Consider the following 24,955-nt stretch of genomic DNA (forward strand, 5'->3'; position numbering starts at 1 on the left):
GCCCGAGTCCCGACGCCACCCACGTCTTCATTTCTTTCAAAGACGTGGATGCGCGGAACAAGTCCGCGCATGACGGCCTCTTTCGTGAATACACCAAAACGGGAAATGCTATAGAGCAACGTGCTGAAAGGCGCGAGTGTCATCCCGGGACGCGCGCAGCGCGGGCCCGGGACCCATTGAGCCGCTGCACAATTGCTTGGGTTCCGGGTTCTTCGCTTCGCGAAGCCCCGGAATGACGGTGGAAATATTTGCAGCTAATCTCATCATGTATTTACAAGACTTCAACCGAGCGCCGCTGCGATCGCGCCTTTCGCGGCGCGCAGCGCCGCCAGCGTCTCGTTCTTTCCGCGAAGGAGATTGGTGCGGGCGAAGCCCTTGAGATCATCGGGCAGGCCCGCAATATCCTCCGCGACAGACAACGCGGGAACCGGCGGCAAGGTCAGTGCGGCGTCCTGATGGAAGCGGCCGCCGCGCGCATAGTTCAACGGCACCAACGCCCGCGACAGAGCGATCAGCGCATCATTCGCCGCGCGCGGCGCGATCGCCTTCGCGTCAATCTTTGCGTGCAGCTTTGCGACGTCGGCGGCGACATCCCCGATCGCTTTCACGACATCGGAGAGGTCCACGCCCGTACTGAGCGCGGCGTAGCTCTCGATCGCCGCGCGAATTTCGGCCGCGCCATCGCGCCAGTCGAGCGGCAGAATTTCCGCGTTGGCGAAGGTCGTCGCGGCTTCGAGATAGAGCGCGATATCCTTCTCCAGCACGCCCTTGTCGCAGATGTCGATGCGGTCATCTTCAGTGTGCCAAGCGATGTTGCCGCCGCAGCCGCCGACGTGATGCCAGCCGCGCTGATCGACAAGCTCCTTCGGCATCATCGAGGACGCCATGAACGCGCCGGAGACGCCGAGATTGTAGAAGGAATAATCGCTGGAGCGATTCGGGCGTTTCGCTTTCGGCGTCTGTCCCGTGACGCGCTCGACGATGGCGGTGACGGCCTTCACGGCCTCCGGCATCATGGTGATGTTCTCGTAGCTCGTGGCGTCCTTGCAGCCGGGGCTGTCGCAATTCATCTGGAAGACGCAACGGTCAAGGAGATCGAAAGCGTGCGCGTCGAGATACCAGGAGCTGCCGCCATAGCGGCCGGTGGAATGCGCCGGCCACCAGGCGAGGCGCACCGAACGACGCAATTCGCTGCGCTTCTCCCAGAGCACGCGCGCGATCTCGAGCATGCAGGCGTTGCCAGTGCCGTTGTCGCCGACGCCCTCCTTCCAGCTGTCGTAATGGCCGTGCAGGAACACGAAGCGATCGGGCTCGATGGCGCCGGGAATGTCGACGACGGGCAGGTTCTGCGGAAACCAGCCGACCTCCAGCTCCGAAAACAGCGTCGCCGTCTTGCCGGCCTTCGCGGCGGCGATCAGCGGAACGCCATCCTCGCGATTGACCGCGACCGAGGGGATCTTCGGCAGCCGCGACACATCCTCCATCTCGGGCGTGCCCCAGATCGTCGAAGCCGTGCCCCAATGGATGCGATGGCCGGGATTGACCGCGATGACGCCAAGCGCGCCAAGCGCCTCCATTTCGGACAGCACCATGGGCAGGCTGATGCCTTCGGTGACGATGATCTTGCCGGCGACATCGATAGCCGGCGGCGCGCCATATCGCGCATATTCGCGCTTCGACGAGGGCACATAGGTCAGGGGCGCGGTGAGCCCGTGAGGCGCTGGTTTGGAGAAGGCGGGCGGCTTCGCGAACAGGCGCTTGCCGTCGAGCTCGACCGCGGCCGACTTCGGCAAGCTCAGGAACAGCCGCGGCTGATGCATCATCACGGGCAGGCCCCTCGCCCGCAGCCGCTCGGCGATCATCTCGGCCCCGCGATTGACCTCCTCCGGGGCCTCGCGAGGCTGGCGCTCATAAGCTTCCACCAGCTCCCATGCGAAGCCGCCATCGATGGCCTTCAGGAAAGACTCATGTTTCATGGCGAGACCTTGAGGATTGGAGTTGCGTTTCAGTGAGTGAAGCATAGTTTTACCGGAAGCTGAAAGCCTCCGTTGAAGGTCTGTTCTGCGCAATGCGGATGACAGGCGTTCCGACGAAGGCTAAGCCGGGCGAAGGAAAGGATGGCGCATGGCCTATACGATCACGGCGGTGGACCGGGCGCTCGCCCTCCTCGAAGCGCTGGCGGAAAAGCCCGGCATCGGCGTCACCGAGATCGCGAACCTCACGGGCAACACCAAAAGCCTCGTATTCCGCCTGATCTATACGCTGGAGAAGCGCGGCTACGTCATCAAGGACGCGGCGACGCGCACCTACACGCTCGGCTATCGCCCGCTCTATCTCGCCGCCAACGCCCATGACCAGCTCGCCGTGCTGCGCGCGGCCGACCCGTTTCTCGATGTGCTGGCCTCGCGCTGCGACGATAATGTGAACCTGATCGTGCGCGACGGGCTCAACAGCGTCTGCGTCGCGGTGCGCGAGGCGCTGCCGCCGACCGCGCTCTACGCCAAGGTCGGACGGCGCGGGCCGCTGCATGTCGGCGGCGGTCCCAAGATCATGCTCGCCAACGCCCCAAAGGAAATCATCGACGCGGTGCTCGAAGGTCCGCTTGAGCGTTTCACCGACGCGACCGTCACCGATCCCGACGCCGTGCGGCGCAAGCTCGACGAGATCCGCGCATCCGGCGTCAATGAGAGTCATGGCGATCTCGATCCCGAGGCCTTCTCGTTCGCAGCGGCCATTCAGGACGCGTCAGGCGAAGTCGTCGCTTCGGTGACGATCGCCGGCCTGCATGCGACGCTGACCGAGGAAAAGGCGCAGACCTATCGCCGCCTCGTGCGCGACACGGCGCAGCGCATCTCCGCCGCCATGGGCCAGCGGCCGAAGCTGCGCGCAATCGTCTAAGCAAATCACGCGCGGCGCTTCACCTCAACGCCATTCTTCACGACAAGGCGATGCCGCTCCGCCAGCGCGGCGTTCGCGATATCCTTCACGGGATCGCCGTCGACGACGAGCAGATCGGCGAAGCAGCCCTCGGCGATGCGGCCGCGATCGGGCATGCGCATCAGTTCGGCCGCGGCTGACGTTCCCGCAATCAGCGCGTCTTTCGCGGTCATCCCGCTTTCGACCATCAGCGCCAGCTCATAAGCGCTCAGGCGGTGATAATTGTATTGGGTGCCGCCATCGGTTCCCATCGCGATCTTGCCGCCGGCGTCATAGAACGCCTTGAAATTCTTGCGCCGCGCTTCGCGTGATTTCTGCGTCTTCTCGATGATGAATTGCGGGATCGAACCGCCCTCCGCGTTCTTCTCGGTCCAGTGGCTGACTGAAAGCGTCGGCACGAGAAACACGCCGCGCTTGATCATTTCCTCGATGCATTCGGCGTCGATGAAGGCGCCGTGCTCGATCGACGTAATCCCCGCCCTCACCGCGTTGAGCACGCCGCCGCGGCCATGGGCGTGCGCCGCCGTCGGTTTGCCCTGGCGCTGCGCCTCGGCGCAGGCGGCGTTGATCTCGGCCTCGGTGAACTGGCTTGCGCCGGGATCGGAATTCGCCGACGACATGCCGCCGGTCGCCATCAACTTGATGAGGTCGGCGCCGGCGCGGATCTGCTCGCGCACCGCCTTCACGATCTCATCGACGCCATCGGCCTGCCGGCCGATCCTGTAGGCGTGGCCGCCGGTGATGCAGATGATGTGGCCCGAGCACTGGATCGTCGGGCCAACGAAATCGCCGCGCGCAATGGCGTCGCGCACCTGCATCTCGATGAAGTTCTTGCCGCCGACATCGCGCAGCGACGTCACGCCGCCCATCAACGCATCCTGCGCATGTTTCAGCGCGCCAAAGGCCAGCGCGACCGGCGGCAGGGTTTCGAGCGGCCCGAGCTGATCGGGACCGCCGGTCAGCATGATGTGCGTATGCGCGTCGATCACTCCGGGCATGAGGGTCGCGCCCGACGTGTCGACGACGCGATCGGAGAAACCGTCGAATTCCGTCAGAGGCGCGACGCGCGCGATGCGCACGCCCTCGACCATCACGCCATGGCTTTCGCGGCTTTCCGCGCCGTCGAATACGAGTCCGCCGCGATAAAGGGTTCGCATGGTTTCCTCCCGGAGCAACGCGCGGAAAAGCGGGAACCGGCTTTCCGCGAGAACGTTGCGACAAAAATCAAAGCGGCGCTTTGCGCGCCTATTGCTTGTTGACGAGATGGCAGGCGACGCGATGGCCGGCCGCCGCCTGCAGGAGAAGCGGATCATCGGTCGTGCAGCGCGCGATCGCGATCGGGCAGCGATCATGGAAACGGCAGCCGCTCGGCGGCCTCTTCGCATCGGGCACGTTGCCCTTGATCGGCAGCGCGCCGCGATCCTGATCGACGCGCGGCACAGGAACGGCCGCGATCAACGCTTTGGTGTAGGGATGCTGCGGGCGCAGCACGATCTCTTCGGTCGGCCCGTCCTCGACGATGCGGCCGAGATACATCACGAGCGTCCGCTTCGCGACATACCGCACCAGCGCGAGGTCGTGGGAGATATAGATCGCGCTCAGGCCCGCGGCCTGCTGCACGTCGCGCATCAGATTGAGAATGCCGGCGCGCACGCTAACGTCGAGCATCGAGACCGGCTCGTCCGCCACGATGAAACGCGGCCCCAGCATCAAGGCGCGCGCGAGCACGACGCGCTGGAGTTGGCCGCCAGACAACTGGTGCGGATATTTCGGCAGCACTTCCTTCACGCGCGGCAGACGCGCCTGCGACAGCGCCGCGGCGATGCGGTCGGCGTGCTCGGCTTTTGGAATGTCGAAATTGAGCAATGGTTCGGTGAGCGACTGCTCCATCGTCATGCGCGGATTGAGCGCGTCGAACGGATTCTGGAAGACGAGCTGCGCCTGACGGCGAAACTCCTTCAGCGCCGCGCCTTTAAGCCGTGAGATCGGCGCGTTGTCGATCGCGATCGCGCCAGATGTCGGCTCCTCGAGTTTCAGAAGCAATCGGCCCGTGGTGGTCTTGCCGCAGCCGGACTCGCCAAGCAGCCCGAGGCTCTCATGCTCGTCGACCTCGAAGGACACGCCGTCTAGCGCGCGCACGGCGGGATGCTCGCCGCGCGCCATCTCCGCGAAGGAGCGTGACGTCGGATAATGCTTCTTGAGATCGTTGACAGCGATCAGGCGGCCCATCGCGCGGGGTCCCTCGCTTGTTCGCGCAGCATGGGCGCATCCGCGACGCGCAGGCACGCGGCGGCGTGTCCAGGGGCGTCAGTTTCCAGCGCCGGCGACGTCTCGCGACAGCGCGGCTCGACAAAGGGGCAGCGCGGCGCGAAGCGGCATCCCTTCGGCGGATCGCGCAGATCGGGCGGCGCGCCCGCGATCGGCACGAGCGTGCTCGCGGCGCGGCCGAGATCGGGAAAGGCGTTCGTCAGCCCCATGGTGTAGGGATGCTGCGGCCGCTCCAGCACATCGACCGCCTTGCCTGACTCGATCACCTGCCCGGCATACATCACCACGACGCGGTCGCAGACATAGGCGACGACGCTGATGTCATGGGTTACGAGGATTACCGACAGGTTGAGCCTACGCTGCAGGCTTTTCAGCGTGTCGAGAACCTGGCGCTGCACGATCACGTCGAGCGCGGTGACGGGTTCGTCGGCTATCAGAAGCGCGGGATCGAGCGCCAGCGCCAGCGCGATGCCGACGCGCTGGCGCATGCCGCCGGAGAATTGATGGGGATAATCGTGCTGCCGCGACGGATTGAGGCCGACCATCTCGAACAGTTCGGCGATGCGCGGCGCGACATCCGCCTTGCGATAGCCGCCGCGATAGACAAGCACCTCGCCAATCTGCTGGCCGACGCGATAGACGGGATCGAGCGCATTCATGGCGCTCTGCGGCACGAACGCCATGCGCTTCCACAAGAGATCGCGCATCTTCGATGGCGGCGCGCCGGCGATCTCCTCGCCTTCAAAACGGATCGAGCCGCCGGATACGCGCGCGCTGCGCGCCATCACGCCGGTCACGGCGCGCGCGAGCGTGGTCTTGCCGCAGCCGGATTCGCCGACGAGGCCGACGATCTCGCCCGCGGGCACGTCGAACGTGCCGCGCTCGACCGCGCGCACAGCGCCAGCCGGCGTCTGGTAATCGACCTTGAGATTATCGACGGCAAGCAGCACGCCATTCAGTCCTTGAGCTTCGGGAACAGAAGCTCCTCATAGCCGCGGCTGATGAAGAAGCCGGCGACGACGACAAGCACGATGCAAAGGCCCGGCGGCACGAACCAGTTGTAGCTGCCGCGCGAAAGCGCCTGCGAGCCATAGGCGTCCTGCAGCATGTAGCCCCACGACACCTTGTCGGACGGACCGAAGCCGAGAAAGCTGACGGACGCTTCCGTCAGGATCGCCCAACCGATCGCGATCGAGCCGTACAGGAACGACAGCGGCAGGATGTTCGGCGCGACATGGACGAAGAGAATGCGCCATGTCGAGGAGCCCGAGACGCGCGCCGCTTCGACGAACGCCCTTTCCCGCACGATGAGCACCTGGGCGCGGATGACGCGCGCTGTGTTGGGCCAGAGCAGCAGCGCGATCGACATCACGATTGGCCAGGTCGACGGCCCCATAAAGCTCGACATGACGATGACGAAGGGCAGGAAGGGAATGCCGAGCGCGACGTCGGCGAACCGCATCAGCACGCTGCCGATCCAGCCGCCGAAATAGCCGGAGACGAGGCCAATCAGCGTGCCGATGGCGACCACCACGATCGCGGCCGTCACGCCGACGACAAGCGCGGCGCGGGCGCCGACGAGAAGCTGGGAAAAGATGTCGCGGCCGAGATTGGTGGTGCCAAGCGGATTGGACCAGCTCGGCGACGCGTTCGCGAGCAGGGTCCCGTCGTCGTTGAACAGGATCTCAAGCGGATCATGCGGGCGGACCACATCGGCGAGCAGAGCCGTCAACACGAAGACGATATAGATCACGAGGCCGGCGATGGCGAAGAAATCGCCCTGCGGCAGGCGCAAAAAACGCATCAGCGCCGCAAGCGGCCTCCCCCTGCGCGGCGCCTCCACGGCGCGTTCGGCCGGCGCGTCAGCGACGTGCGCCATGGCTGATCCTGGGATCGAGGAGCGCGTAGAGAAGATCGGCGACGAAATTCATGCCGACGAGAACAATTGCGATCAGGAGAAACGCGCCCTGCGCGACGGGATAATCGCTCGCCGCCACAGACGCCACCAGCAGCTTGCCGAGACCCGGCCAGGAAAACACGCTCTCCACCACCACATTCGCGCCGATCGACTGGCCGATGCCGATCGCGAATGCAGTCACCACAGGCAGCAGCGCGTTGCGGGCGGCGTGCTTCAGCACAATCACCCATTCCGGCAGGCCCTTCATGCGCGCCATCATGACGAAATCCTCATGCATCACGTCGAGCATGTTCGAGCGCATCAGCAGCAGCGGCAGCCCCTGCAAATAGAGCGCCAGAGTCAGCGCGGGCAGCGTGAGGTGATGCAGGAAGTCCAACGAGAACAAGCGGGACCATTCGCTCGTATAGGCCGCGCCGGCTTCATTCGCGCCGCCGGACGGAAACCAGCCGAGGCCGAAACCAAGCGTCGCGAGAAGGACCATGCCGAGCCAGAATTCCGGCGCCGCGCGAAGAGCGAGAACGGTCGGCACGACGAACGCCTCGGCGCGACTGCCGCGGTTCCAGGCAAGCCACGCCCCAACCAGCACGCCGAAGATATAGGCGATGATGATCGAGGTCAGCGTCAGCACGATCGTGTTCGGCAGAACCTCCAGAAGCAGGTCGATCACCGGTTTGCGATGATGGAAGGATTCGCCGAACTCGCCATGCGCGGCGTTCGTAATGAACAGGATATATTGTTTGAACAGCGACTGATCGAGGCCAAACGCGGCGCGGAGCTGGCGCTGCTGCTCCTCGGTGAAGGTCGTATCGATATAGGCGGCGGTCGGATCTCCCGGCATGAGCCGGAAGATCAGGAACAGGATCGTCGCCACGATCCAGAGAACAAAGACCATCTGCGCAAAGCGCGACAGCAAGGCTTTCACGCCGGCGCGCTCCGCTTCACAATCTCTTCTCCAACGCCCCGCGACAACATCAGTTCGGCGTCAGCGTTTCCTTGACGCCGGCGGGATAATGCAGCTTGCCGCCGACCACGCGATAACCCGCGTCTTGCAGCAGTTTCTTCGCTTCGTCGAGGCTCGGCTTGAAAGGCTCGGGCTTGTACCAGGCCGCGAGCGCCGAGGAGACATGCGATGTCGCCGGCACGGCGAAACCGTTCCACGCCGCCTGCGCCATCAGGTTCTTGTTGATGGAGAGCTCCAGCGCCTTGCGGAACTTGATGTCGTCGAAGGGCGGACGGCGCAGATTGGGCGCCACGAAACGGAAGCCCATATCGACGGTCGACGCGACCTCGACCGCCTTGTTCTGCTTGGCGATGTCTTCCAGCAGCTTGGGGTCGCCGCGATAGTCGGAGAGGAAATTGACCTCGCCGCGACGCAGCATGCCGAGAGCGGCTTCCGTGTTGGTGACGATGCGCATGATCCAGCGATCCGCCTTGGGCGCCGACCAGTGCTGCGCGTTCTTTTCGAGAACGATCTCTTCCTGCAGCTTGAAGCGCGACACCTTGAAGGGGCCGGAGCCGATCGGCTGCTGCTCCTGCTGCTGCTCGGCCGTCTGCGGCGTGCCCGCGAGCTTCTGCAGGATCGGCTCCCACACATGCTTCGGCACAAGATTGATCTTGGACAATGTCGCCGTCAGGAACGAAGAATTCGCCTCCTTCAGCGTGAAGCGAACCGTGTCGTCGCCCGATTTCTCGACCTTCGCGATGTTCGCGACAAAAGGCTTGTACATCGGCGATTTGTCGCCGGCCGGCGCTTCAAAGGAGAAGATCACATCATCAAGCGTGACCGGCTTGCCGTCATGCCACACCATGCCCTTGCGCACCTTGACGTCGAGCGTCGTCGGATTGACCCAGGTCGCGCTTTCCGCAGCCCATGGCTTCGGCAGGCCGTCCGGACCCACGCGCATCAGGCGATCCCAGACGAGATCGGTCACCCAGCTATCGATCGCGCCGGAGACATAAAGCGGATTGAGCGCGACCATCGCTTCGGTCGCGTTGCAGACGATGTCCTTCTGCGTTCCGACCGGATCAAGACCCACGAAAGTCCAGAAATTCCTGATGCCGATGCCCGACTGATCGACGACGCTTTCCTTCTTCCAGACATTCGAGAGATAAGCGGCGACATTCTTGGGATAGACCAGGAAGAGGTAGGGCTGGTCGCGCACGATGATATCCTGCGCCTGATTGATCAGCGCCTTGCGCTTGGGAAGATCGAGCTCGCGGCGTTGATCTTCTGCGACCTTGTCATAGGTCGGGTTGTTGTAACCGACGAAATTGTAGCCCTTCTCGCGGTTCGCGGAATGGAACAGGCTGTAGACGACTTCGTCAGGATCGGAGCGCTCGGGGCGGCCGACCATGCGCCACATCGTCGTGTCCCACTTGTCGCGGCTGAACCAGACGAGATCGGAGAGCTGCGGCCGCGGCATGCCGCGCACCTCGACGTCGAGGCCGAGCTTGCGCCATTCCTGCGCCACGAGTTGCGCAGCCTGGAACTCCTGGGGATCAGCGGCCTGCGCCGCGGTCACCAGCACCAGCTTGCGAATGGGATCGCCGGCCTGCTGCGCGACGACGCTGTGAACGCCGGCGGCGCTGATCAGAAACGCCGCGGTTCCCGTCATGAGCAGGCGCCGACGATCAAGCATCGCGCCTGCGCCAGACGTTTCAGATTTCTTTGCGGACATCGGCTCCCTCCTCACCCCCGGCCCGGCGCAGCTCGCCACGCCGCATAGTTAGTCTGTCCAAATTGTGCCATCAGGTAAACACCTTTTTCGATGGATAAAACAAATCTCAGCGACTAAGGTTTGGGCGAGGCGCCGATTATCGTCGCTCATCAAGACGTCAAAGAGAGCTCGCATGCTGGACACCGTGTCGCTTCCCAAGGTCGCCCACCCCGAAGCCCTGAACGAAACCGAGCGCCGCATCATCGACGCCGTCTCCCTCGACGCGCCATGGTCCCTGGTCGAAATCTTCGCGCACACGCCGCGCTGGAAACCCGAAGACGTCAATGCCGGCGCCGACATCATCGTCGAGAAGCTGAAGGCTCTCGGCGTTCCCGTCGCCGTGCATCAGCCGACAGTCTATCTCTCCATACCGCACGATGCGAGCATCGAAATCGAGGGCGTGCGTTATCGCGCCAAGCCGCCCTCTTCCTGCGTTTCGACGCCGGACGGGCTGACCGCAGAACTGGTTTATCTGCCAGCGAACCTCAAGGCGCTGCGCTCCTACGCGAAATCTATCGCTGAATTGTTCGGCCGTCCGGAAAGCGAGAGCGAAAAGATCGGCGCGCAAGTGAAGGGACGCATTCTCGTCACCGAGGGCTTCGGCAATCCGGCGCTGTCGCAGATCGCGGAGGAATGGGGCGCGGTCGGGTTAATCGCGATCAATCCCGGCGTCGATATTCACTGGGGCACCTGCACGACTGTGTGGGGCACGCCCGATCTCGACGACCTCCCGCGCAAGCCGAAGATTCCCGTGATCGCGGTCAATCAGGATACGGGCAAGGCGCTGAAGGCAGCCGCGACGAAGTCAGGCAAGGCGACGATCCGCACGGTGCTGCAGGAAGGCTTCTTCCCGCAGAAAGTGCCTGTCGTGGAGATCAAGGGCGCGGAGGAGCCGGACAAGTTCGTGCTCGTTCACGGCCATTACGATTCCTGGGATGTCGGCGTCGGCGACAATGCGACCGGCGATGCGACGCTGCTCGAACTCGCGCGCGTGTTCTGGGCGAACAAGGGCCTACTCAAGCGCTCCGTACGCATCGCCTGGTGGCCGGGGCACTCCACCGGCCGCTACGCCGGCTCAACCTGGTTCGCGGATGAATTCGCCATTGATCTCGACGAGAATTGCGTCGCGCAGATCAATTGCGACAGCCCCGGTTGCCGCTGGGCGACGAGCTATCACCAGACGACCACGATGTCGGAGACCGCAGCGCATGTGCAGGCCGTGATCACAGCGATCGAGGGCGGCAAGACCTTCATGACGAAGCGGCCCAACCGGGCCGGCGACTACTCCTTCAACAATATCGGCCTGTCGAGCTACTACATGCTGTCCTCGACGATGCCGGACAAACTGCGCGAGGAGAAACACTACTACGATGTGTCCGGCTGCGGCGGAAACATCGCCTGGCACACCGAGAACGATCAGCTCGAAATCGCCGACAAGGGCCAGCTGCTCACCGATATGCGCATCTATGCGCTTTCGGCGCTGCGCCACGCCAACGCCGCGATCCTCCCGGCCGACTGGCGCGAGACGGCGAAGGAATTCGCCGCGACCGTCGCCCGTTACGCCACAGCGTCGAAGGGCCTCGCCGACCTGACCGTCGCGAAGGTCGAGATCGATGCGCTCGCAAAGACGCTGGACGCGTTCTACGCGTCGGTTGAATCAGGCGCGATCAAACCGAAGGCGGCGAACGCCGCGATCCAGAAGCTCGCACGCATTCTCGTGCCGATCAATTTCGCGCGCGAACCGCGCTTCCGGCATGATCCCGCCTATACCGTGCCGCCGCTGCCGACGATCGCGATTGCGGAGGAGCTGCCGCATCTGCCTGACAGCGAGAAAGGCTTCGGCCAGACGCAGTTGAAGCGCGGGCTCAATCGTCTGGTCGCGGCGTTGCGCGAGGCGCAGCGCGTGGTGGAAGCGGCGAAATAGAATCGCTTTCTCCCCACTCTCCACACTGTCATCGCCGGGCTTGACCCGGCGATCCAGCTCTTCACGTCATACTGTGGTTTTCCAACTGGATCGCCGGGCCTTCGCCTCGCCGAAGCGGCTACGGCCGCGCAGGCGGGTCAAGCCCGGCGATGACGCTGAATAAATGTCGCGCCAAACAAACGATGCGCCCTATTCCAGCGTCAGATAGAGCTCATGCATCAGGCGTGCGCGCGGCGCGATCGAGGAGACATAGAGCTGCTCGTAATCGGTGTGGCCGCCCTTGCCGTCGACGCCGAGGCCATCGAGCGTCGGCGCGATCGAGGCGGTGAAATTGCCATCCGAGCCGCCGCCGGTTTTCAAGTCTTTCAGTTCGAACCCGATCTGCGCGGCGAGCGCCTTGGCGTGGTCGAACAATGACGCGACGCGCTCGTCCTTCTCATAGGGCGGACGATTGAGGCCGCCTGTCACGGTCACCGTGACGTCCTTGCCGTGCGCTTTCAGCCCCAGCACCTTCGCCACCATCTCATCAGCGATGGCGTCGGTCGGCACGCGCATGTCGATTTCGGCATGCGCTTCCTCCGGCACGACGTTCGCGCGCGAACCGCCGCCGACGATACCGACGTTCACCGTCACGCCGCGCGCATAGTCCGTCATGCCTTCAAGCGCGAGGATCTGTTTCGCGAGTTCGGTGACAGCGCTGCGGCCATCCTCATGGCGCGCGCCTGAATGGGCGGGGCGGCCGACGATTTTCATGGAGAAGCGCGCGGCGCCCTTGCGAGCTGTCACGATGCGGCCGCCTTCGCGCGCCGGCTCCGTCACCAGCACATATTTCGCCTTGCGCGCCTCTTCCTCGATGATGTGGCGCGATGTGTGGCTGCCCACCTCTTCATCCGAGACATAGAGATGCGTGATCGGCAGCGGCGCCGTGCGCCCGGTGCGCGCGAGTTCGCGGAAGGCATGAAACGCGATATAAGCGCCGCCCTTCATGTCATAGATGCCGGGCCCGTAGGCGACATCGCCCTCGACCTTGAAGGGCAATCGCTTGATGAAGCCGATCGGATGCACCGTATCGAGATGGCTGAGCACAAGCACGCCGCGCTTGCCCTGCCCCCAGGGCGAACGCGCGATGAGATGATCGCCATAACCGTTGACGCCTGATATGCGCTCGATCAGCGCGCCCGTGCCCTCGTAGCCCTTCTCGACGTGATCGACCATGCGGTTGACGCTCATCGGATCGAGCGTCGGGCTTTCGATCTCCACCCATTCACGGATGGCGTCTAGCATCTCCTGCGTGTCGAAACGTGACGCGGTTGCGACGTGATTCATATCAACAAGCCCCTCAGCCTAGAGCATGGCGCGGAAAAGTGGGAACCGGTTTTTCCGAGACGAACGCCAGCGTTCGCGCTGCAAAAGCCATGCTCTCAACGTTTGGAATCGATCACGTTCCCGCACTTTGATTGATTCAATCAAAGTGCGGCGTGATCTAGTGCGCGATCGACAATCGCCGACGCCTGATTCATCGCCGCGACGAAGCGGTTGCGCCCGCGCACGAGTTGCGTGCGCGCGAAGCCCTTCATTTCAGGCGCCGTCGCCGCGTAATCGAGCGCGCCGGCGAGCGTCGGCAAGGGCGAGACCGGCGTCGCCGCATCGTGGCGGAAGCGCGCCTCGCGCGTGAAATTGATCGGCACCAGCACGCGCGACAAAGCCGTGATCGCCTCATTGGCGGCGGCGGCCTTCACCTTCTTGCCGCTGACGCCGGAATAGAGCGCCTCAAGTTTCGACGACAGAGCCGAAAGCGCCTTCGTCGCCGGCGCAAAATCGATATCCTTGCCGGCAGCGGCTTCGTATTTCTTCAACGTGTCGGAGAATTCCTTCACTGTCGCGCGCCAGTCGAATGGCAGCACCTCGGCGTTGGCGACGCCAAGGACGGAGGCGGCATAGACCTTCATGTCGCGAAGAAGAATATCGCGATCGGCGATCTCGATCAGATCGTGCTCGGTGTGCCAGGCGATGTTGCCGCCGCAGCCGCCCACGGCATAGTAGCCCTTCTCCTCGCGCAATTTGTCCGGCATCGTCGAGGACAGCATGAAGAAGCTCGACAAGCCGATATTGTTGAAGGAGTAGTCGCCGGCGCGATGCGGCCGCTCGCCATGGCTTTCGAGCCCGGCCACTTGCCGGATCACGCCCTGCACATATTTCTCGGTCTCCGACATCCAGGAGACATCCTTGAATTCCGTCGCCCAGCGGCAGCCCGGACTGTCGCAATTCACCTGCGCGACGCAATTCTCGTCGAGGTCGATGGCGAATTCATCGGCGAACCAGGTCGAGCCGGCGTAACGGCCGGTGGAATGTCCCGGCCACCAGGCGATGCGCACCGAGCGCTTCAATTGGTCGCGGTTCTTCCAGAACACGCGCGCGAGTTCGAGCAGCGTCGCGTCGCCGGTCGCATTGTCGCCGACGCCAACATCCCATGAATCGTAATGCCCGTGCAGCAGCACAAACTTGTCGGGCTCCGTCGCTCCCTTGATTTCGACGACCGGAACCTTCTGCTCGAACCATCCTTCTTCGAGCTTCGTCACGATCGTGACCTTGCCGCCGGCTTCCGCGATCTTGATCAGTTCCCTGCCATCGGGACTGTTGACGGCGGCGACGGGGATTTTCGGCTTGCGCGGGAGATCGTCGAGATCGGGCGTTCCCCAGATCGAGGTGCAAATGCCCCAGTGGGCGTCCGCGCCAGGATTGACGGCGATGCAGCCGATCGCGCCTTTGTCCTCGAACTCCTTCATCTTGCCGGGAAAGGCGAAGCCTTCGGAGATGACGATCTTGCCGCGGATGCGGGACTCCGCCGACATGTCGGCGTCCTGGTTCTTGTTGAAGAGCGTGCCGATCGATTTCGAATATTGCGCGGGCACGTAGACGAGTTCGCCCTCAAGGCCGTTGCGCACGTCGCGCCCCATGGCCGGAGGCTTCGCCTTGAAGGTGCGGCCGTTGGCGCGCACCTCGGCATGATAGGGAATGGAGAGATAGATATTGGCGTTGTGAACCGTCACCGGCACGCCATGCGCCTTCAGCGCCGCGACGATGACCTCGCAGCTCGCATTCACATCCTCCGGCTTCCAGCGCGGCGTGGTCGAGAAGGTCTCGACCAGCTTCCAGGGCGCGTCGAGATTGATCTGGCTGAGGATGCTGTCGAACTGTCCCATGGCCGCCTCGTTTTACTGGATGAAACCACGTTCTATTGAACGATAGGACGTCAGAAGCCCCGCCGGCAAGCGCGGAAACGCTCGCCGGGGCGCGCCTGATGAATTGGAGGTCAGCCTTTGCCGCCGAGCGCAGCGACGCGCGAAAGCAGCGCCGCGCCTGTCTTGACGCCGTTCATGAAGCAGTCGAGCTTGAGATTCTCGTTCGGCCCGTGATTGGCTTCATCCGCATTGGCGTAAGGCGTCACGAAAGCGGGCACGCCGAGAATTTTCGTGAAGACGTAATCCGGCAGACTGCCGCCGGCGCTGGGATAAAGCAGCGGCTCGACGCCCTGCGCGGCGATGAAGGCTTCAACGATCGGCTTGGCAAAGGGCGAATCCATCGGCGTCTTCGACGGCAGCATGCCGCCCTGCGCGATGAACTCGACGTCAGGCGCATGCTTCTTCACATGCGCGGCCACTTTTTCGAACACATCCTGCGGCGTCATCGCCTCGACGAGCCTGATGTCGCATTTTGCGAAGGCTTCCGATGGCAGCACCGTCTTGTGGCCTGCGCCGCCATAGCCGCCATGGAAGCCGTTGATGGTCAGCGTCGGATGGAACATCAGGCGGTCGTAATAAGGCCGATCCTGCGGTTCATCGAGACGCCGGAACTCCATCTCGCGCTTGGTCTTCTCGATATCGAGCGGCAGATTCTTGACTGCAGCGCGCTCCAGTTCGCCCGGCGGAATGATCTTGTCATGCAGCCCCTCGATGGTGATCTCGCCCTTGGCGTTCTTCATCGTTCCCAGGAGATGCACGAGCGTCCACAGCGCGTTCGGCGCGACGCCGCCGAAATTGCCGGAATGCATGTCGCGCTTGGCGTCTTTCGCGCGCAACTCGAACGAGGCGACGCCGCGCACGCCGAATTTCACGGTCGGGCGGCCGGATTCGTGCAGCGGTCCATCCGCCGTAACGACGAAGTCAGCCCTCAGCTTGTCCTTATGCTCGCGAACGAATTCCGCGATGTGCGGACTGCCGATCTCTTCCTCGCCCTCAAGCAGGAACGCGACATTGCAGGGCAGCGTGCCCAGAATCTTCAGATGGGATTCAATCGCGAGAAGCTGTGCAAAATGCTGTCCCTTGTTGTCGCCGATGCCGCGCGCGAAAATGCGGCCGTCGCGGATCGTCGGCTCGAACGGCGGGCTGACCCAGGCTTCCAGCGGTTCCGGCGGCTGCACGTCGTAATGGCCGTAAAGCAGCACGGTCGGCGCGCCGGGCTTCTTGTCCCAGCGGCCAAGGATCATGGGATGGCGCTTCGTCGGGATTGACTGCGCTTTCAGCCCAAGCTCGGTCAGCATCTTCAGCAGCATCGCGCCGACTTCGGCGATGCCGATGTTCTGCGCGCTGATGCTGGGATGACGGACATAGTCCATCACGCGCGTGATGAAGCTGTCCCTGCTCGCCTCGATATGCGCGAAGACGCGCGCGAGATCGGGATCGACGAGAGAAGCGCGCGTTGCGTCAGTCATGGCGAGTTCCAGTTATCTCTGCGAGAGAAGTGTCTCAGGCGTTGGGCGCGGTCATCAGGATTGCTCCTGACTCATGGACGGTCGCCGTCCATCCGGGGCGAACGAGCGTCGTCGCATCGAGCTGCGTCACGATTGCAGGCCCCGTAAACTTGTCGCCGGCGCCGAGCGAAGCGCGATCATAGAGCGGCGTCTCGACCGTCCCCTGATCGAAATGCACGGCGCGCTTGCCGAAAGGCTTCGCGCCCTTGCCCGCGCCGAGTTTCGGACGCGCCGGCGCCGACATCTTTCCGACAGCCTCAATGCGCAGTGTGACGCATTCGATCGCTGCGCCAAGCGTGAAACCGTAAAGCGACTGATGAATCGCCTCGAACGATTTCTCGACTTCTCCGGCCGCGCCGCTCCACGGCGTCGCGACCTCTCCGCCCTGACCGTGATAACGCATGAGCGCGACGCGAGCGAAACCGCGCTGCGCGTCCGGCACGCGCTCGACATCAAGCCAATTATCCGCCTGCTGCTGCAACTCCGCGAAGATGCGTTCGGCGGCGGCGACATCGACCGCGCCGGCGCGCGGCAGCGTGCGGCTGAACTCCGCCTTAAGATCAGCGGCGAGCAGACCGTCGGCGCACAGCACGCCCGGCGCCGGCGGGATCATCACTTGTCGGACGCCAAGCAGCGCCGCAAGCGAACAGCCATGCAGCGGCCCTGCTCCGCCGAAGGGAACGAGCGTGAAATCGCGGGGATCATGGCCGCGCTCCACAGACACCACGCGCAATGCGCCGACCATGTGATTGTCGATGATGGCGAGCGCGCCGCGCGCCGCCGCTTCGATCGAAAGCGACAGCGGCTCAGCCACGCGTTCGCGAACGATATTTCGCGCGGCCTCAACGTCGAGCTTCATGCGGCCGTCGAGCAGACTGTCGGGGAGATGGCCGAGCGTGACGTGACAATCCGTGACTGTCGCCTGCTGTCCGCCGCGCCCATAAGCGGCGGGGCCGGGATCGGCGCCTGCGCTTTGCGGGCCGACATTGAGCGCGCCGTCCTTCATGCGCGCGATCGAGCCGCCGCCCGCGCCGATCGTCACCATGTCGACCATCGGCAACGGCAGCGGCCAGTCGCCGACATGACCGTGCTGCGTGAGGCCGATCTTGCCGCCCTTGATCAGGCAGATGTCGGCGCTGGTGCCGCCGATATCGACAGTGATGATGTTATCGATGCCGCAGGCGGCGCCGACTTCGCGCGCGCCGACGACGCCGGCCGCCGGCCCCGACAACGCGGTCAGGACAGGCGCGTGGCGGATCGTCGGAGCGCCGGCGACGCCGCCATTCGACTGCATCAGCAGCAGCGGCGCATCGACCTTTTCATCGCGCAAGCGCGTTTCGAGACGAGAGACGTAAGTGGAGACCCCAGGCATCACGACAGCGTTGAGCACCGTCGCCAGCGTGCGTTCGAATTCGCGCGCGACGGGCATCACGTCGGTCGACGCGGTGACGGCGACGCCGGGCAATTCCTCGCGCAGGATCGCGGCGACGCGCCGCTCATGCTCGGGGTTCGCGAAAGCGTGCAGCAAACAAACGCCAACGGCATCGACGCCCATGCGCCGGCAGGCCTCGGCCGCATCGCGCACGCTCGCTTCATCGAGCGGCTGCAACACAGCGCCGCCGGCGCCGACGCGCTCGCTCACCTCGACGATGCGCGACGGCGGAACCGGGCGCGCCGGTTTCACCCAGGCGTAGAGATTGGCGCGGCGCGGAATGTCCTGGCGGCCGATATCGAGCACATGGCGGAAGCCCGCCGTCGTCACCAGCGCCGCCTTCGCGCCCTTGTTCTCAAGAATCATGTTGGTGGCGACGGTCGTGCCATGCAGTACGCGCTGCAAATCGATCGCCTCGCGTCCCGCTTTCTCCAGCGCAAGACGAACGCCGGTCAGGAACGCCTGCGAGGGATCGGAGGGAACGCTCGGCGTCTTGGCGCGCCAGACTTCGCCGCTGGCGCGATCATGCAACGCGATGTCGGTGAATGTGCCGCCGATATCAATGGCGACGGTGAGGCCTGACTCAGGAGAGGGCATCGACATACTCGTTGCGATGGAACGCGCGGGTTTCCGGACGCTTCGCGCGCAGCGCGCTGGTGGCGGCCTCATCCACGACGCCGTCGGAGATCGCGACGCCATAAAGGATGCGCGCGGAGGCGACGCTGACGAAGCCGCCCAGCACGTCTTCGAGCACCGCTTCGGTGGGCCGATCGAAGGGATGGCCGTAGCCGCCTCCCCCGCCGGTCTCGATGCGCAGGATGTCGCCCTTCTTCAGCGCATTGCCATCTGAAAGCGGCGAGATCTGACGTTCGTCCGACGCGCCGGGATTGACGGTGACGCGGCCGACACCGCCAGCCATGCCGCCGGCGATGCCCCACGGCGGATTCTTCACGCTGTCGATGCGGACGCCCAGCATCGCGTCCTCGGCAAGAAATTCATATTCGCGCAGGATGCCGCATCCGCCGCGATATTGGCCTGCGCCGCCAGAGTCGCGCACGACGCCATAGGCGCGCAACCGCACGGGATAGCCGAGTTCGAGAAACTCGACCGGATAATTCTCCTGCGCGACAAAATAGACCGCGTCGATGCCGTCGGCGGTCGGGCGCGCGCCATAGCCGACGCCGATCCCGTCCGCGAGCAGAAACGGCTCCAGCGCGCCGCTTTCCGCGCGATAGCGGCCGCGCATCAGCGTGATGACATAGGCGGAATGCGCGGCCGGCGCGCCGCCGCCTGCGACATTCACGAGGCCGTTCAGCGTCGCAAGCACGCGCATCATGGTGAGGCCGCGCATGCCGAGCGGCGCCGGCCATTTCGGCCAGAGCAGCGAACCCTCGCGCAATCTGACTTCGTCGAGCGCTTGCGGACCGCCGGCGTTGCACACCTGCGCGGGATCGCCGCCGAGATAGTAGAGGCCGAGCGCCATGCCGGGCACGCCGGGATTCATCAGGAAATTGACGGGTCCCGGCGCCTGATCGTCGGTCTCGGTCGCATCGAAGATAAAACGATCCTCGCCGTCCGCTCCCTTCTCGCGCGTCAGCGCGAAGCGGAGGCGATAGGGGCCGTGGCCGTGGCCATCGGAATCAATGGCGTCGGTGAATTTGTGCGTGCCGTAATCGAACGTCTCCGCGAGCTTCTGGCGCACGAGGCGGCGCGTGCGCGCCAGCAACTGATCGAGCGCGTCCTGCACCACGTCGGCGCCGAAACGCACAAGAATTTCCTCGACGCGCTTCACGCCGAGTTCGACGCTGGCCATCAGCGCGCGCATGTCGCCGAGGCTCTGGGCCGGAAAGCGCGAATTGCGATGGAAGATCGTGAGCGTCGCCTCGTTGGTCTTGCCCTGATCGATCAGCTTCGTCGGCGGCACGACGATGCCTTCCTGGAAGATGTCTGTCGTATCGGGACTGATCGAGCCCGGCCGCATGCCGCCGATGTCGGCGAAGTGCGCCCAGCCCATGACGAAGGCGCAGCGCCGCCCCTCGTGGAACACCGGCGCGATGAGCACCTGATCGTTGGAGTGGGAGACCGCGCCGCGCGAGCCGTAGCAGTCATTGTACCAGTAGAGATCGCCGGGCTTCATCGTCTCCAGCGGGAAGTGCTTGATGACAGGCCCGACCATGTCGCCAAATACCGGCACCATGGAGCCAACCGCCATGACGCCCTGCGCGTCGAACAGGCCAGTGTAGAAATCCTTCTTCTCGCGGATGAAGGCTGAGATCGCGGTGCGCTCGATCAGCGCTTCCATCTCGGCCTGCGCGGCGCGCACCGCGCCGCGGACGATTTCGAGCGTGACAGGATCGCAGACGCTGGCCGGCGGCGGGCGATCGGCGTCATGGGGCCTGAACATCGGTCAATTCCCTGGCGAAGCGAGGCGCCGGCGCAGGATCGCGCCGGCGAAAAGGAAGGGCAAGGATGACGCCATCCGCGGCGGCGCCGGGCGCGCTCGTATCATCAGGGAACGGCGGAGATCGCATGCGGGCGGAGTTGCAGAGCGAAACAGCGTTTCAGAGTCGCGCCAGTGTGAAACGGGCGCCGGCGCGCCCGCAACGCCTAATTTCGCATAGGACCCCCGTCGCAACGCCGGCCCGGGGAGCCAATAGGAAGCCCGCCTATCGGCCTCCCGGTCGGCGGCGGAAGAGCCAGCGGCCGCGCTCGTCTTCGCGATCCCCGGCGAATCGCGGGGCGCGGCAGGGCCTTCTGCGGCTAGGTCGGCCCTATTTAATTTGCCTTGGGAAAGCTCATTCGGCCGCAGCGATACGAATAGGACGCGTTCCGACCGGAGCGCCGGTCGCGCGATCGATGGTGACGGGATCGATCTCCGTTCCCGTCTCGGCGTCGAAGAACCGGGTCACCTTGCCCCCGCCGCGATGCTTGCGTCCCCACGCGCCGATCGCAAACAGCACTGGCAGAAAGTCGCGGCCGGCTTCCGTGAGCACATATTCGTCCCGTGGCGGGCGGTCGGAATAGCGGCGTTTCTCCAGCATCCCCTCGTCTGTCAGGGCTGAAAGCCGTCCCGTCAGCATCGTCGGGGCGATCCCGAGGCTCTTACGGAAATCATCGAAGCGGGTCAGCCCGGCATGGGCGTCGCGCATGATCAGCACGCTCCATGCGTCACCCACAAGCGCCAGGCTCCGAGCGATCAGACATGGCTGGTCCGAAAGATTTTTCATGTCCATATCTTTTTGGTAGTGACTTACTATCGATTTGATAGTAACAGACGGTTCGTCGATGTTCCACGACAAAATGAAGGCCGAAAACGATGAGCAAGACAGAACGCGGCGTCGCCCTGGTCACGGGCGCCTCCTCCGGCATCGGACTGGCGACGGCGCGGGCGTTGCGGCGCGACGGCTACCGCGTCTTCGGCACGAGCCGAAAACCAATGCCCGACACCTCGGACGGGATCACGATGCTGACCTGCGACGTGATCGACGATGCATCCGTGCAGAGCGTCGTCGACGAAGTTGTGAGCCGCGCGGGGCGGATCGATCTTCTCGTCAACAATGCCGGGATCGGACTGCTCGGCGGCGCTGAGGAATCCACGACGGCGCAGGCGAAAGCCGTGTTCGACGTGAACGTGTTCGGCGTCATCCGAATGACGAATGCGGTCCTGCCAGTGATGAGACGGCAGCGTAGCGGCCGGATCGTCAATCTCAGCTCCATCCTCGGGCTGATCCCCGCTCCCTATAACGCGCTGTACGCGTCGACCAAGCACGCCATCGAAGGCTATTCGGAGTCTCTCGACCACGAAGTGCGAACGCAGGGCGTCCGTGTCGTGCTTGTCGAGCCCGGCGTGACCCGCACGTCCTTCGAAGAGAACATCACGCGACCGGACCGGTCCCTCGCCATCTACGATGCGGCTCGCGCGGACGCCGGGAAACTGATGCGCGAGATCGTCGCGAAGGGCGACGCGCCCGAGGTGGTCGCCGAAGCCGTCGTAAGAGCCGCCAACGCGGCGGCGCCGAAACGACGCTACACCGCCGGAAAAGTCGCGGCGCAGGTCCGCTTCATGCGCCGCTTCCTGCCGGAGTCCTTCGTCGACAGGAACCTTCGGAAATTCAACGGGCTTCCCGGTTGAGCTTGCATCGCCGCATTGCCGGCTCGCCACAGAAACGAAAGTCAGTCCGATGAAATCATTCCTGATCGATCGCTACAGGAAAGGCGGCGCCCTGCGGCTCGGAGAAAGTCCCGAACCGGAGTTGCGTGAGAGCGACGTCATGGTCGAGATTCATGCCGCCGGCGTGAACCTTCTCGACAGCAAGATCAGGGACGGAGAGTTCAAGCTGATCCTGCCCTACCGCCTCCCACTGGCGCTGGGCAATGATGTCGCGGGCGTCGTGGTCCGGGTCGGGGCCAATGTTCGGCGATTCAGGCCCGGCGACGAGATCTATGCGCGTCCGGCCCAGGATCGCATCGGAACGTTTGCTGAGCACATCGCCATGGACGAGGCCGATGTGGCGATGAAGCCGAGCAATCTCACGATGAACGAGGCCGCATCCATTCCGCTTGTCGCCCTGGCGGCATGGCAGGCGCTGGTGGAGCGGGCGAATTTGCAGAAGGGGCAAAAGGTTCTGATCCATGCCGGCTCGGGCGGTGTGGGCACGATCGCGATCCAGCTCGCCAAGCATCTCGGGGCCTATGTGGCCACCACCACGAGCACGGCAAATGTCGCTCTTGTGAAAAGTCTCGGCGCGGACGTCGTGGTCGACTACAAGAGGGATGACTTCGAGAAAGTGTTACAGGGCTACGATGTCGTGCTGAACAGCCTCGGGAAGGACACGCTGGAGAAATCGCTCGCTGTGCTGAAACCGGGCGGGAAGCTGATCTCGATTTCCGGTCCGCCCGATCCGGACTTCGCGAGGGAGAACGGCTCCGGCTGGCTGCTTCAACAGGTCATGCGCCTGCTGAGTTCTGGCGTCAGGAGAAAATCGAAACGCCGGGGGATCAGCTATTCGTTTCTCTTCATGACAGCGAATGGCGGACAACTCGGAAAGATCACCTCCTTGATCGAGGCGGGCGACATACGCCCGGTGATGGACCGGGTCTTCCCGTTCGAGAAGACCAACGAGGCTCTGGCCTATGTCGAAACGGGTCGCGCGAAGGGGAAGGTCGTCGTCACCATGAAGTGACGACTGAGGTCAACAGAAGCAAACGGCATTCGTTGCTTGCGGCAGCCGTCATCCTTTGGCTGTGATGAGTGAGCCCCGAGTCTAGCGCACGCCGAGACGGCGGCAGCCCCACAGGCTCAGGATGCTGAGAATGATCACGCCGGTGAGATAGAGACCCGGGCTGGTCGGGTCCTTGGTTTGCGCGACGAGGAAACCGGCGATCAACGGCGTGACGCCGCCAAACAGGAGCTGGCCGAGCACATAGGCGATCGAAATGCCCGTGGTTCGCCGCCGCACCTGAAAGAGCTCCGAGAGGAGGCTCGGGGCGGTGGCGAAGTAGCCGCTGTAGAGCACGAAGGCGAGCAAGGCCTGCGTCGCGATCAGCTTCGGCAGGGTTGGCGCGCCCACCAGCCAGAGAAACAGCGGATAGGTCATCAGCAGCCCGATCACGGCGAAAAAGCCCATCACCGGAATCCGGCCGAGCCTGTCTGAGAGATGGCCGAAGATCATCGGCGCGATCGAGTTGATGCTGCTCGCGACCAGCGTGCCGATCAGCGCCTGTGACGGCGACAGCCCGAGGCTCGTATTGGCGAAGGTCGGCATGTACTGGTTCATGAAGCTGCCGGCCGCGCCGGCGGCGACGATGCCAGCGCCAAGCAGGATGCGCGACTTGTCATGGGTCGCGACCTCGCGCAGCGGCTGCGCGTTTTCTTCCTTCGCTGCGGCGAACTCAGGGCTCTCTTCAGCCTTGCGGCGGATGTACCAGGCGACAGGCCCGATCATCATTCCAATCACGAATGGAATACGCCAACCCCAGGCCAGCACCTGATCGGGCGCGAGCGACGTATTGACGATGTAGGCGATCAGCGAAGCCATGAAGACGGAGAAGCCCGACGCCGCCCATTGAATGCTGGCGTAGAAGCCGCTGCGCTTCGGGTCCTGCTCCGCAAGCAATGCGGTCGCGCTGCCGAATTCACCGCCGGCGGAAAAACCTTGAATCATCCGCGCGATGATGAGCATGACGGGCGCAGCGATGCCGATCGTCGCGTAAGTCGGCAGCAGCGCCGTGACGCCGGTGCCGAGCATCATCAGGCCAGCCGAGAGCACCATCGCCGGCTTGCGCCCGGCGCGATCGGCGTAGCCGCCGATCACGATCGCGCCAAGCGGGCGCACGAGCCACGCGCTGGCGAAGGTTCCGAGACTCAACAGCAACGAAACGGTGGGATCAGAGGTCGGGAAAAATTGCTTCGAGAAGGTCGTGACGAACATCGCGTAGATCGCGAGATCGTACCACTCGAAGACCGCGCCGATGCTGGTCGCGATGATGGTGCGCCAGCTCGCCTTGCGGCCCGCTACGCCCTGAGCTGATTGCGATGATGCGATGTCGTGCATATGCCCCCGATGACGCGCCAGAGAAGCGCGCCGACGGAGCGCAGGCAAGGATCGCGCCGGAAAGAGCTGTGAGGATTGGGCCCGGCGGACGCAGGGTCCGGCGCGTTTCAGCGGCGCCGGCTGGAAGTCTTCGTCAGGCCGCCTTGTCGAGCAACACGACGACTTGCGTCGCCTCGCGCTCATGCGGCGCCAGGCTTGTATGATTTTCGTCGAGCCAGCGGGCGAGCTTGACGACTTGCCCTACCTTTTGTCCCGCCTTGCCGTCTTCCGATTTCGAGCTCATCGGCTCGACGATGGCGAGGCCGTCGCCATTGATGAAAAAGGTGTGGTCGCCGAAAAGCTCGGTGAAGCGCGACATCACGGGATGGCTGTCGGGGACGACGCGGGCGTCAAACTGGGTCAGCGTGTGTTCGATGCGTGTTGGCGTCAGCTTCATGGCAATCTCCTTTGACTTG

General features: G+C 64.1%; 19 protein-coding genes. 4 read left to right on the forward strand and 15 right to left on the reverse strand.

Going from position 1 to position 24,955, the window contains the following annotated elements; all coding sequences use genetic code 11:
- Positions 1-281 precede the first annotated feature (281 nt).
- A complete protein-coding gene (locus tag L8F45_RS10205) occupies positions 282-1,976 on the reverse strand; it encodes a M28 family peptidase (protein WP_342362759.1) in 1,695 nt (564 codons plus the stop codon).
- Positions 1,977-2,124: 148 nt separating this feature from the next.
- Between L8F45_RS10205 and L8F45_RS10210 the strand changes: the two genes are divergently transcribed.
- Positions 2,125-2,898: an IclR family transcriptional regulator gene (locus L8F45_RS10210; protein WP_342362760.1), complete on the forward strand. Its 774-nt coding sequence runs from the start codon at positions 2,125-2,127 to the stop codon at positions 2,896-2,898.
- A 5-nt stretch (positions 2,899-2,903) separates the two neighbouring features.
- Here the strand turns inward: L8F45_RS10210 and L8F45_RS10215 are convergent, their stop codons facing one another.
- The 6 genes from L8F45_RS10215 to L8F45_RS10240 all read right to left on the reverse strand — a co-directional run bounded on the left by L8F45_RS10215 (position 2,904) and on the right by L8F45_RS10240 (position 9,801).
- Positions 2,904-4,094 carry a metal-dependent hydrolase family protein gene (locus L8F45_RS10215; protein ID WP_342362761.1) on the reverse strand — a complete coding sequence of 397 codons (1,191 nt, stop codon included), beginning with the start codon at positions 4,092-4,094 and terminating at the stop codon, positions 2,904-2,906.
- Between the two features lie 88 nt (positions 4,095-4,182).
- Complete coding sequence (locus L8F45_RS10220; protein ID WP_342362762.1) at positions 4,183-5,166, reverse strand: ABC transporter ATP-binding protein; 984 nt, start codon at positions 5,164-5,166, stop codon at positions 4,183-4,185.
- A complete protein-coding gene (locus tag L8F45_RS10225; protein WP_342362763.1) occupies positions 5,154-6,155 on the reverse strand; it encodes an ABC transporter ATP-binding protein in 1,002 nt (333 codons plus the stop codon). Before L8F45_RS10225 ends, L8F45_RS10220 begins: the two co-directional genes overlap by 13 nt.
- Positions 6,156-6,160: 5 nt before the next feature.
- Complete coding sequence (locus L8F45_RS10230) at positions 6,161-7,084, reverse strand: ABC transporter permease (protein WP_342362764.1); 924 nt, start codon at positions 7,082-7,084, stop codon at positions 6,161-6,163.
- On the reverse strand, positions 7,068-8,045 hold the full coding sequence (locus tag L8F45_RS10235; protein WP_342362765.1) for an ABC transporter permease: 978 nt from the start codon (positions 8,043-8,045) through the stop codon (positions 7,068-7,070). The genes L8F45_RS10230 and L8F45_RS10235 overlap by 17 nt, the downstream gene beginning before the upstream one ends.
- Positions 8,046-8,094: 49 nt before the next feature.
- Positions 8,095-9,801, reverse strand: coding sequence for an ABC transporter substrate-binding protein (locus L8F45_RS10240; protein ID WP_342362766.1), 1,707 nt, complete (start codon positions 9,799-9,801; stop codon positions 8,095-8,097).
- 172 nt (positions 9,802-9,973) lie between these two features.
- On the opposite strand from L8F45_RS10240, the gene L8F45_RS10245 reads away from it, so the two are divergent.
- Complete coding sequence (locus tag L8F45_RS10245; RefSeq protein WP_342362767.1) at positions 9,974-11,764, forward strand: M28 family peptidase; 1,791 nt, start codon at positions 9,974-9,976, stop codon at positions 11,762-11,764.
- A gap of 189 nt (positions 11,765-11,953) precedes the next feature.
- On the opposite strand, the gene L8F45_RS10250 is transcribed toward L8F45_RS10245, so the two are convergent.
- The 6 genes from L8F45_RS10250 to L8F45_RS10275 all read right to left on the reverse strand — a co-directional run bounded on the left by L8F45_RS10250 (position 11,954) and on the right by L8F45_RS10275 (position 21,173).
- Entirely contained in the window at positions 11,954-13,090 is a 1,137-nt protein-coding gene (locus L8F45_RS10250) for a M20 family metallopeptidase (RefSeq protein WP_342362768.1), read from the reverse strand.
- 140 nt (positions 13,091-13,230) lie between these two features.
- Positions 13,231-14,967 carry a M28 family peptidase gene (locus L8F45_RS10255; protein WP_342362769.1) on the reverse strand — a complete coding sequence of 579 codons (1,737 nt, stop codon included), beginning with the start codon at positions 14,965-14,967 and terminating at the stop codon, positions 13,231-13,233.
- A gap of 110 nt (positions 14,968-15,077) precedes the next feature.
- On the reverse strand, positions 15,078-16,475 hold the full coding sequence (locus tag L8F45_RS10260) for a M20/M25/M40 family metallo-hydrolase (protein WP_342362770.1): 1,398 nt from the start codon (positions 16,473-16,475) through the stop codon (positions 15,078-15,080).
- 34 nt (positions 16,476-16,509) lie between these two features.
- Positions 16,510-18,543 carry a hydantoinase/oxoprolinase family protein gene (locus tag L8F45_RS10265; RefSeq protein ID WP_342362771.1) on the reverse strand — a complete coding sequence of 678 codons (2,034 nt, stop codon included), beginning with the start codon at positions 18,541-18,543 and terminating at the stop codon, positions 16,510-16,512.
- Positions 18,530-20,350, reverse strand: a complete 1,821-nt coding sequence (locus tag L8F45_RS10270; RefSeq protein ID WP_342362772.1) for a hydantoinase B/oxoprolinase family protein — start codon at positions 20,348-20,350, stop codon at positions 18,530-18,532. Before L8F45_RS10270 ends, L8F45_RS10265 begins: the two co-directional genes overlap by 14 nt.
- Before the next feature lie 391 nt (positions 20,351-20,741).
- Complete coding sequence (locus L8F45_RS10275) at positions 20,742-21,173, reverse strand: winged helix-turn-helix transcriptional regulator (RefSeq protein WP_342363414.1); 432 nt, start codon at positions 21,171-21,173, stop codon at positions 20,742-20,744.
- Positions 21,174-21,262: 89 nt separating this feature from the next.
- Here L8F45_RS10275 and L8F45_RS10280 point away from each other — a divergent pair, with 89 nt between their 5' ends.
- Both L8F45_RS10280 and L8F45_RS10285 read left to right on the forward strand, forming a co-directional pair.
- A complete protein-coding gene (locus L8F45_RS10280; RefSeq protein WP_342362773.1) occupies positions 21,263-22,078 on the forward strand; it encodes an oxidoreductase in 816 nt (271 codons plus the stop codon).
- Between the two features lie 49 nt (positions 22,079-22,127).
- Entirely contained in the window at positions 22,128-23,129 is a 1,002-nt protein-coding gene (locus L8F45_RS10285; RefSeq protein WP_342362774.1) for an NADP-dependent oxidoreductase, read from the forward strand.
- An 81-nt stretch (positions 23,130-23,210) separates the two neighbouring features.
- Here the strand turns inward: L8F45_RS10285 and L8F45_RS10290 are convergent, their stop codons facing one another.
- Together L8F45_RS10290 and L8F45_RS10295 are read right to left on the reverse strand one after the other, a co-directional pair.
- A complete protein-coding gene (locus tag L8F45_RS10290; RefSeq protein WP_342362775.1) occupies positions 23,211-24,500 on the reverse strand; it encodes an MFS transporter in 1,290 nt (429 codons plus the stop codon).
- A gap of 133 nt (positions 24,501-24,633) precedes the next feature.
- The gene (locus L8F45_RS10295) at positions 24,634-24,936 is read right to left on the reverse strand and encodes a hypothetical protein (protein ID WP_342362776.1); all 303 of its coding nucleotides are present in this window, start codon (positions 24,934-24,936) and stop codon (positions 24,634-24,636) included.
- Between the last annotated feature and the right edge of the window lie 19 nt (positions 24,937-24,955).

Origin of the sequence: Terrirubrum flagellatum (genome assembly GCF_022059845.1) — a bacterium.
GTDB classification, from domain to species: domain Bacteria; phylum Pseudomonadota; class Alphaproteobacteria; order Rhizobiales; family Beijerinckiaceae; genus Terrirubrum; species Terrirubrum flagellatum.

What these genes read in the sequence shown, in the direction of transcription:
- L8F45_RS10215 (WP_342362761.1), bottom strand. Translation starts at nt 4,094, where the DNA reads ATGCGAACCCTTTATCGCGGCGGACTCGTATTCGACGGCGCGGAAAGC.
- L8F45_RS10245 (WP_342362767.1), top strand. Translation starts at nt 9,974, where the DNA reads ATGCTGGACACCGTGTCGCTTCCCAAGGTCGCCCACCCCGAAGCCCTG.
- L8F45_RS10290 (WP_342362775.1), bottom strand. Translation starts at nt 24,500, where the DNA reads ATGCACGACATCGCATCATCGCAATCAGCTCAGGGCGTAGCGGGCCGC.
- L8F45_RS10265 (WP_342362771.1), bottom strand. Translation starts at nt 18,543, where the DNA reads ATGCCCTCTCCTGAGTCAGGCCTCACCGTCGCCATTGATATCGGCGGC.
- L8F45_RS10270 (WP_342362772.1), bottom strand. Translation starts at nt 20,350, where the DNA reads ATGTTCAGGCCCCATGACGCCGATCGCCCGCCGCCGGCCAGCGTCTGC.
- L8F45_RS10295 (WP_342362776.1), bottom strand. Translation starts at nt 24,936, where the DNA reads ATGAAGCTGACGCCAACACGCATCGAACACACGCTGACCCAGTTTGAC.
- L8F45_RS10285 (WP_342362774.1), top strand. Translation starts at nt 22,128, where the DNA reads ATGAAATCATTCCTGATCGATCGCTACAGGAAAGGCGGCGCCCTGCGG.
- L8F45_RS10220 (WP_342362762.1), bottom strand. Translation starts at nt 5,166, where the DNA reads ATGGGCCGCCTGATCGCTGTCAACGATCTCAAGAAGCATTATCCGACG.
- L8F45_RS10240 (WP_342362766.1), bottom strand. Translation starts at nt 9,801, where the DNA reads ATGTCCGCAAAGAAATCTGAAACGTCTGGCGCAGGCGCGATGCTTGAT.
- L8F45_RS10210 (WP_342362760.1), top strand. Translation starts at nt 2,125, where the DNA reads ATGGCCTATACGATCACGGCGGTGGACCGGGCGCTCGCCCTCCTCGAA.
- L8F45_RS10255 (WP_342362769.1), bottom strand. Translation starts at nt 14,967, where the DNA reads ATGGGACAGTTCGACAGCATCCTCAGCCAGATCAATCTCGACGCGCCC.
- L8F45_RS10205 (WP_342362759.1), bottom strand. Translation starts at nt 1,976, where the DNA reads ATGAAACATGAGTCTTTCCTGAAGGCCATCGATGGCGGCTTCGCATGG.
- L8F45_RS10250 (WP_342362768.1), bottom strand. Translation starts at nt 13,090, where the DNA reads ATGAATCACGTCGCAACCGCGTCACGTTTCGACACGCAGGAGATGCTA.
- L8F45_RS10280 (WP_342362773.1), top strand. Translation starts at nt 21,263, where the DNA reads ATGAGCAAGACAGAACGCGGCGTCGCCCTGGTCACGGGCGCCTCCTCC.
- L8F45_RS10275 (WP_342363414.1), bottom strand. Translation starts at nt 21,173, where the DNA reads ATGAAAAATCTTTCGGACCAGCCATGTCTGATCGCTCGGAGCCTGGCG.
- L8F45_RS10260 (WP_342362770.1), bottom strand. Translation starts at nt 16,475, where the DNA reads ATGACTGACGCAACGCGCGCTTCTCTCGTCGATCCCGATCTCGCGCGC.
- L8F45_RS10230 (WP_342362764.1), bottom strand. Translation starts at nt 7,084, where the DNA reads ATGGCGCACGTCGCTGACGCGCCGGCCGAACGCGCCGTGGAGGCGCCG.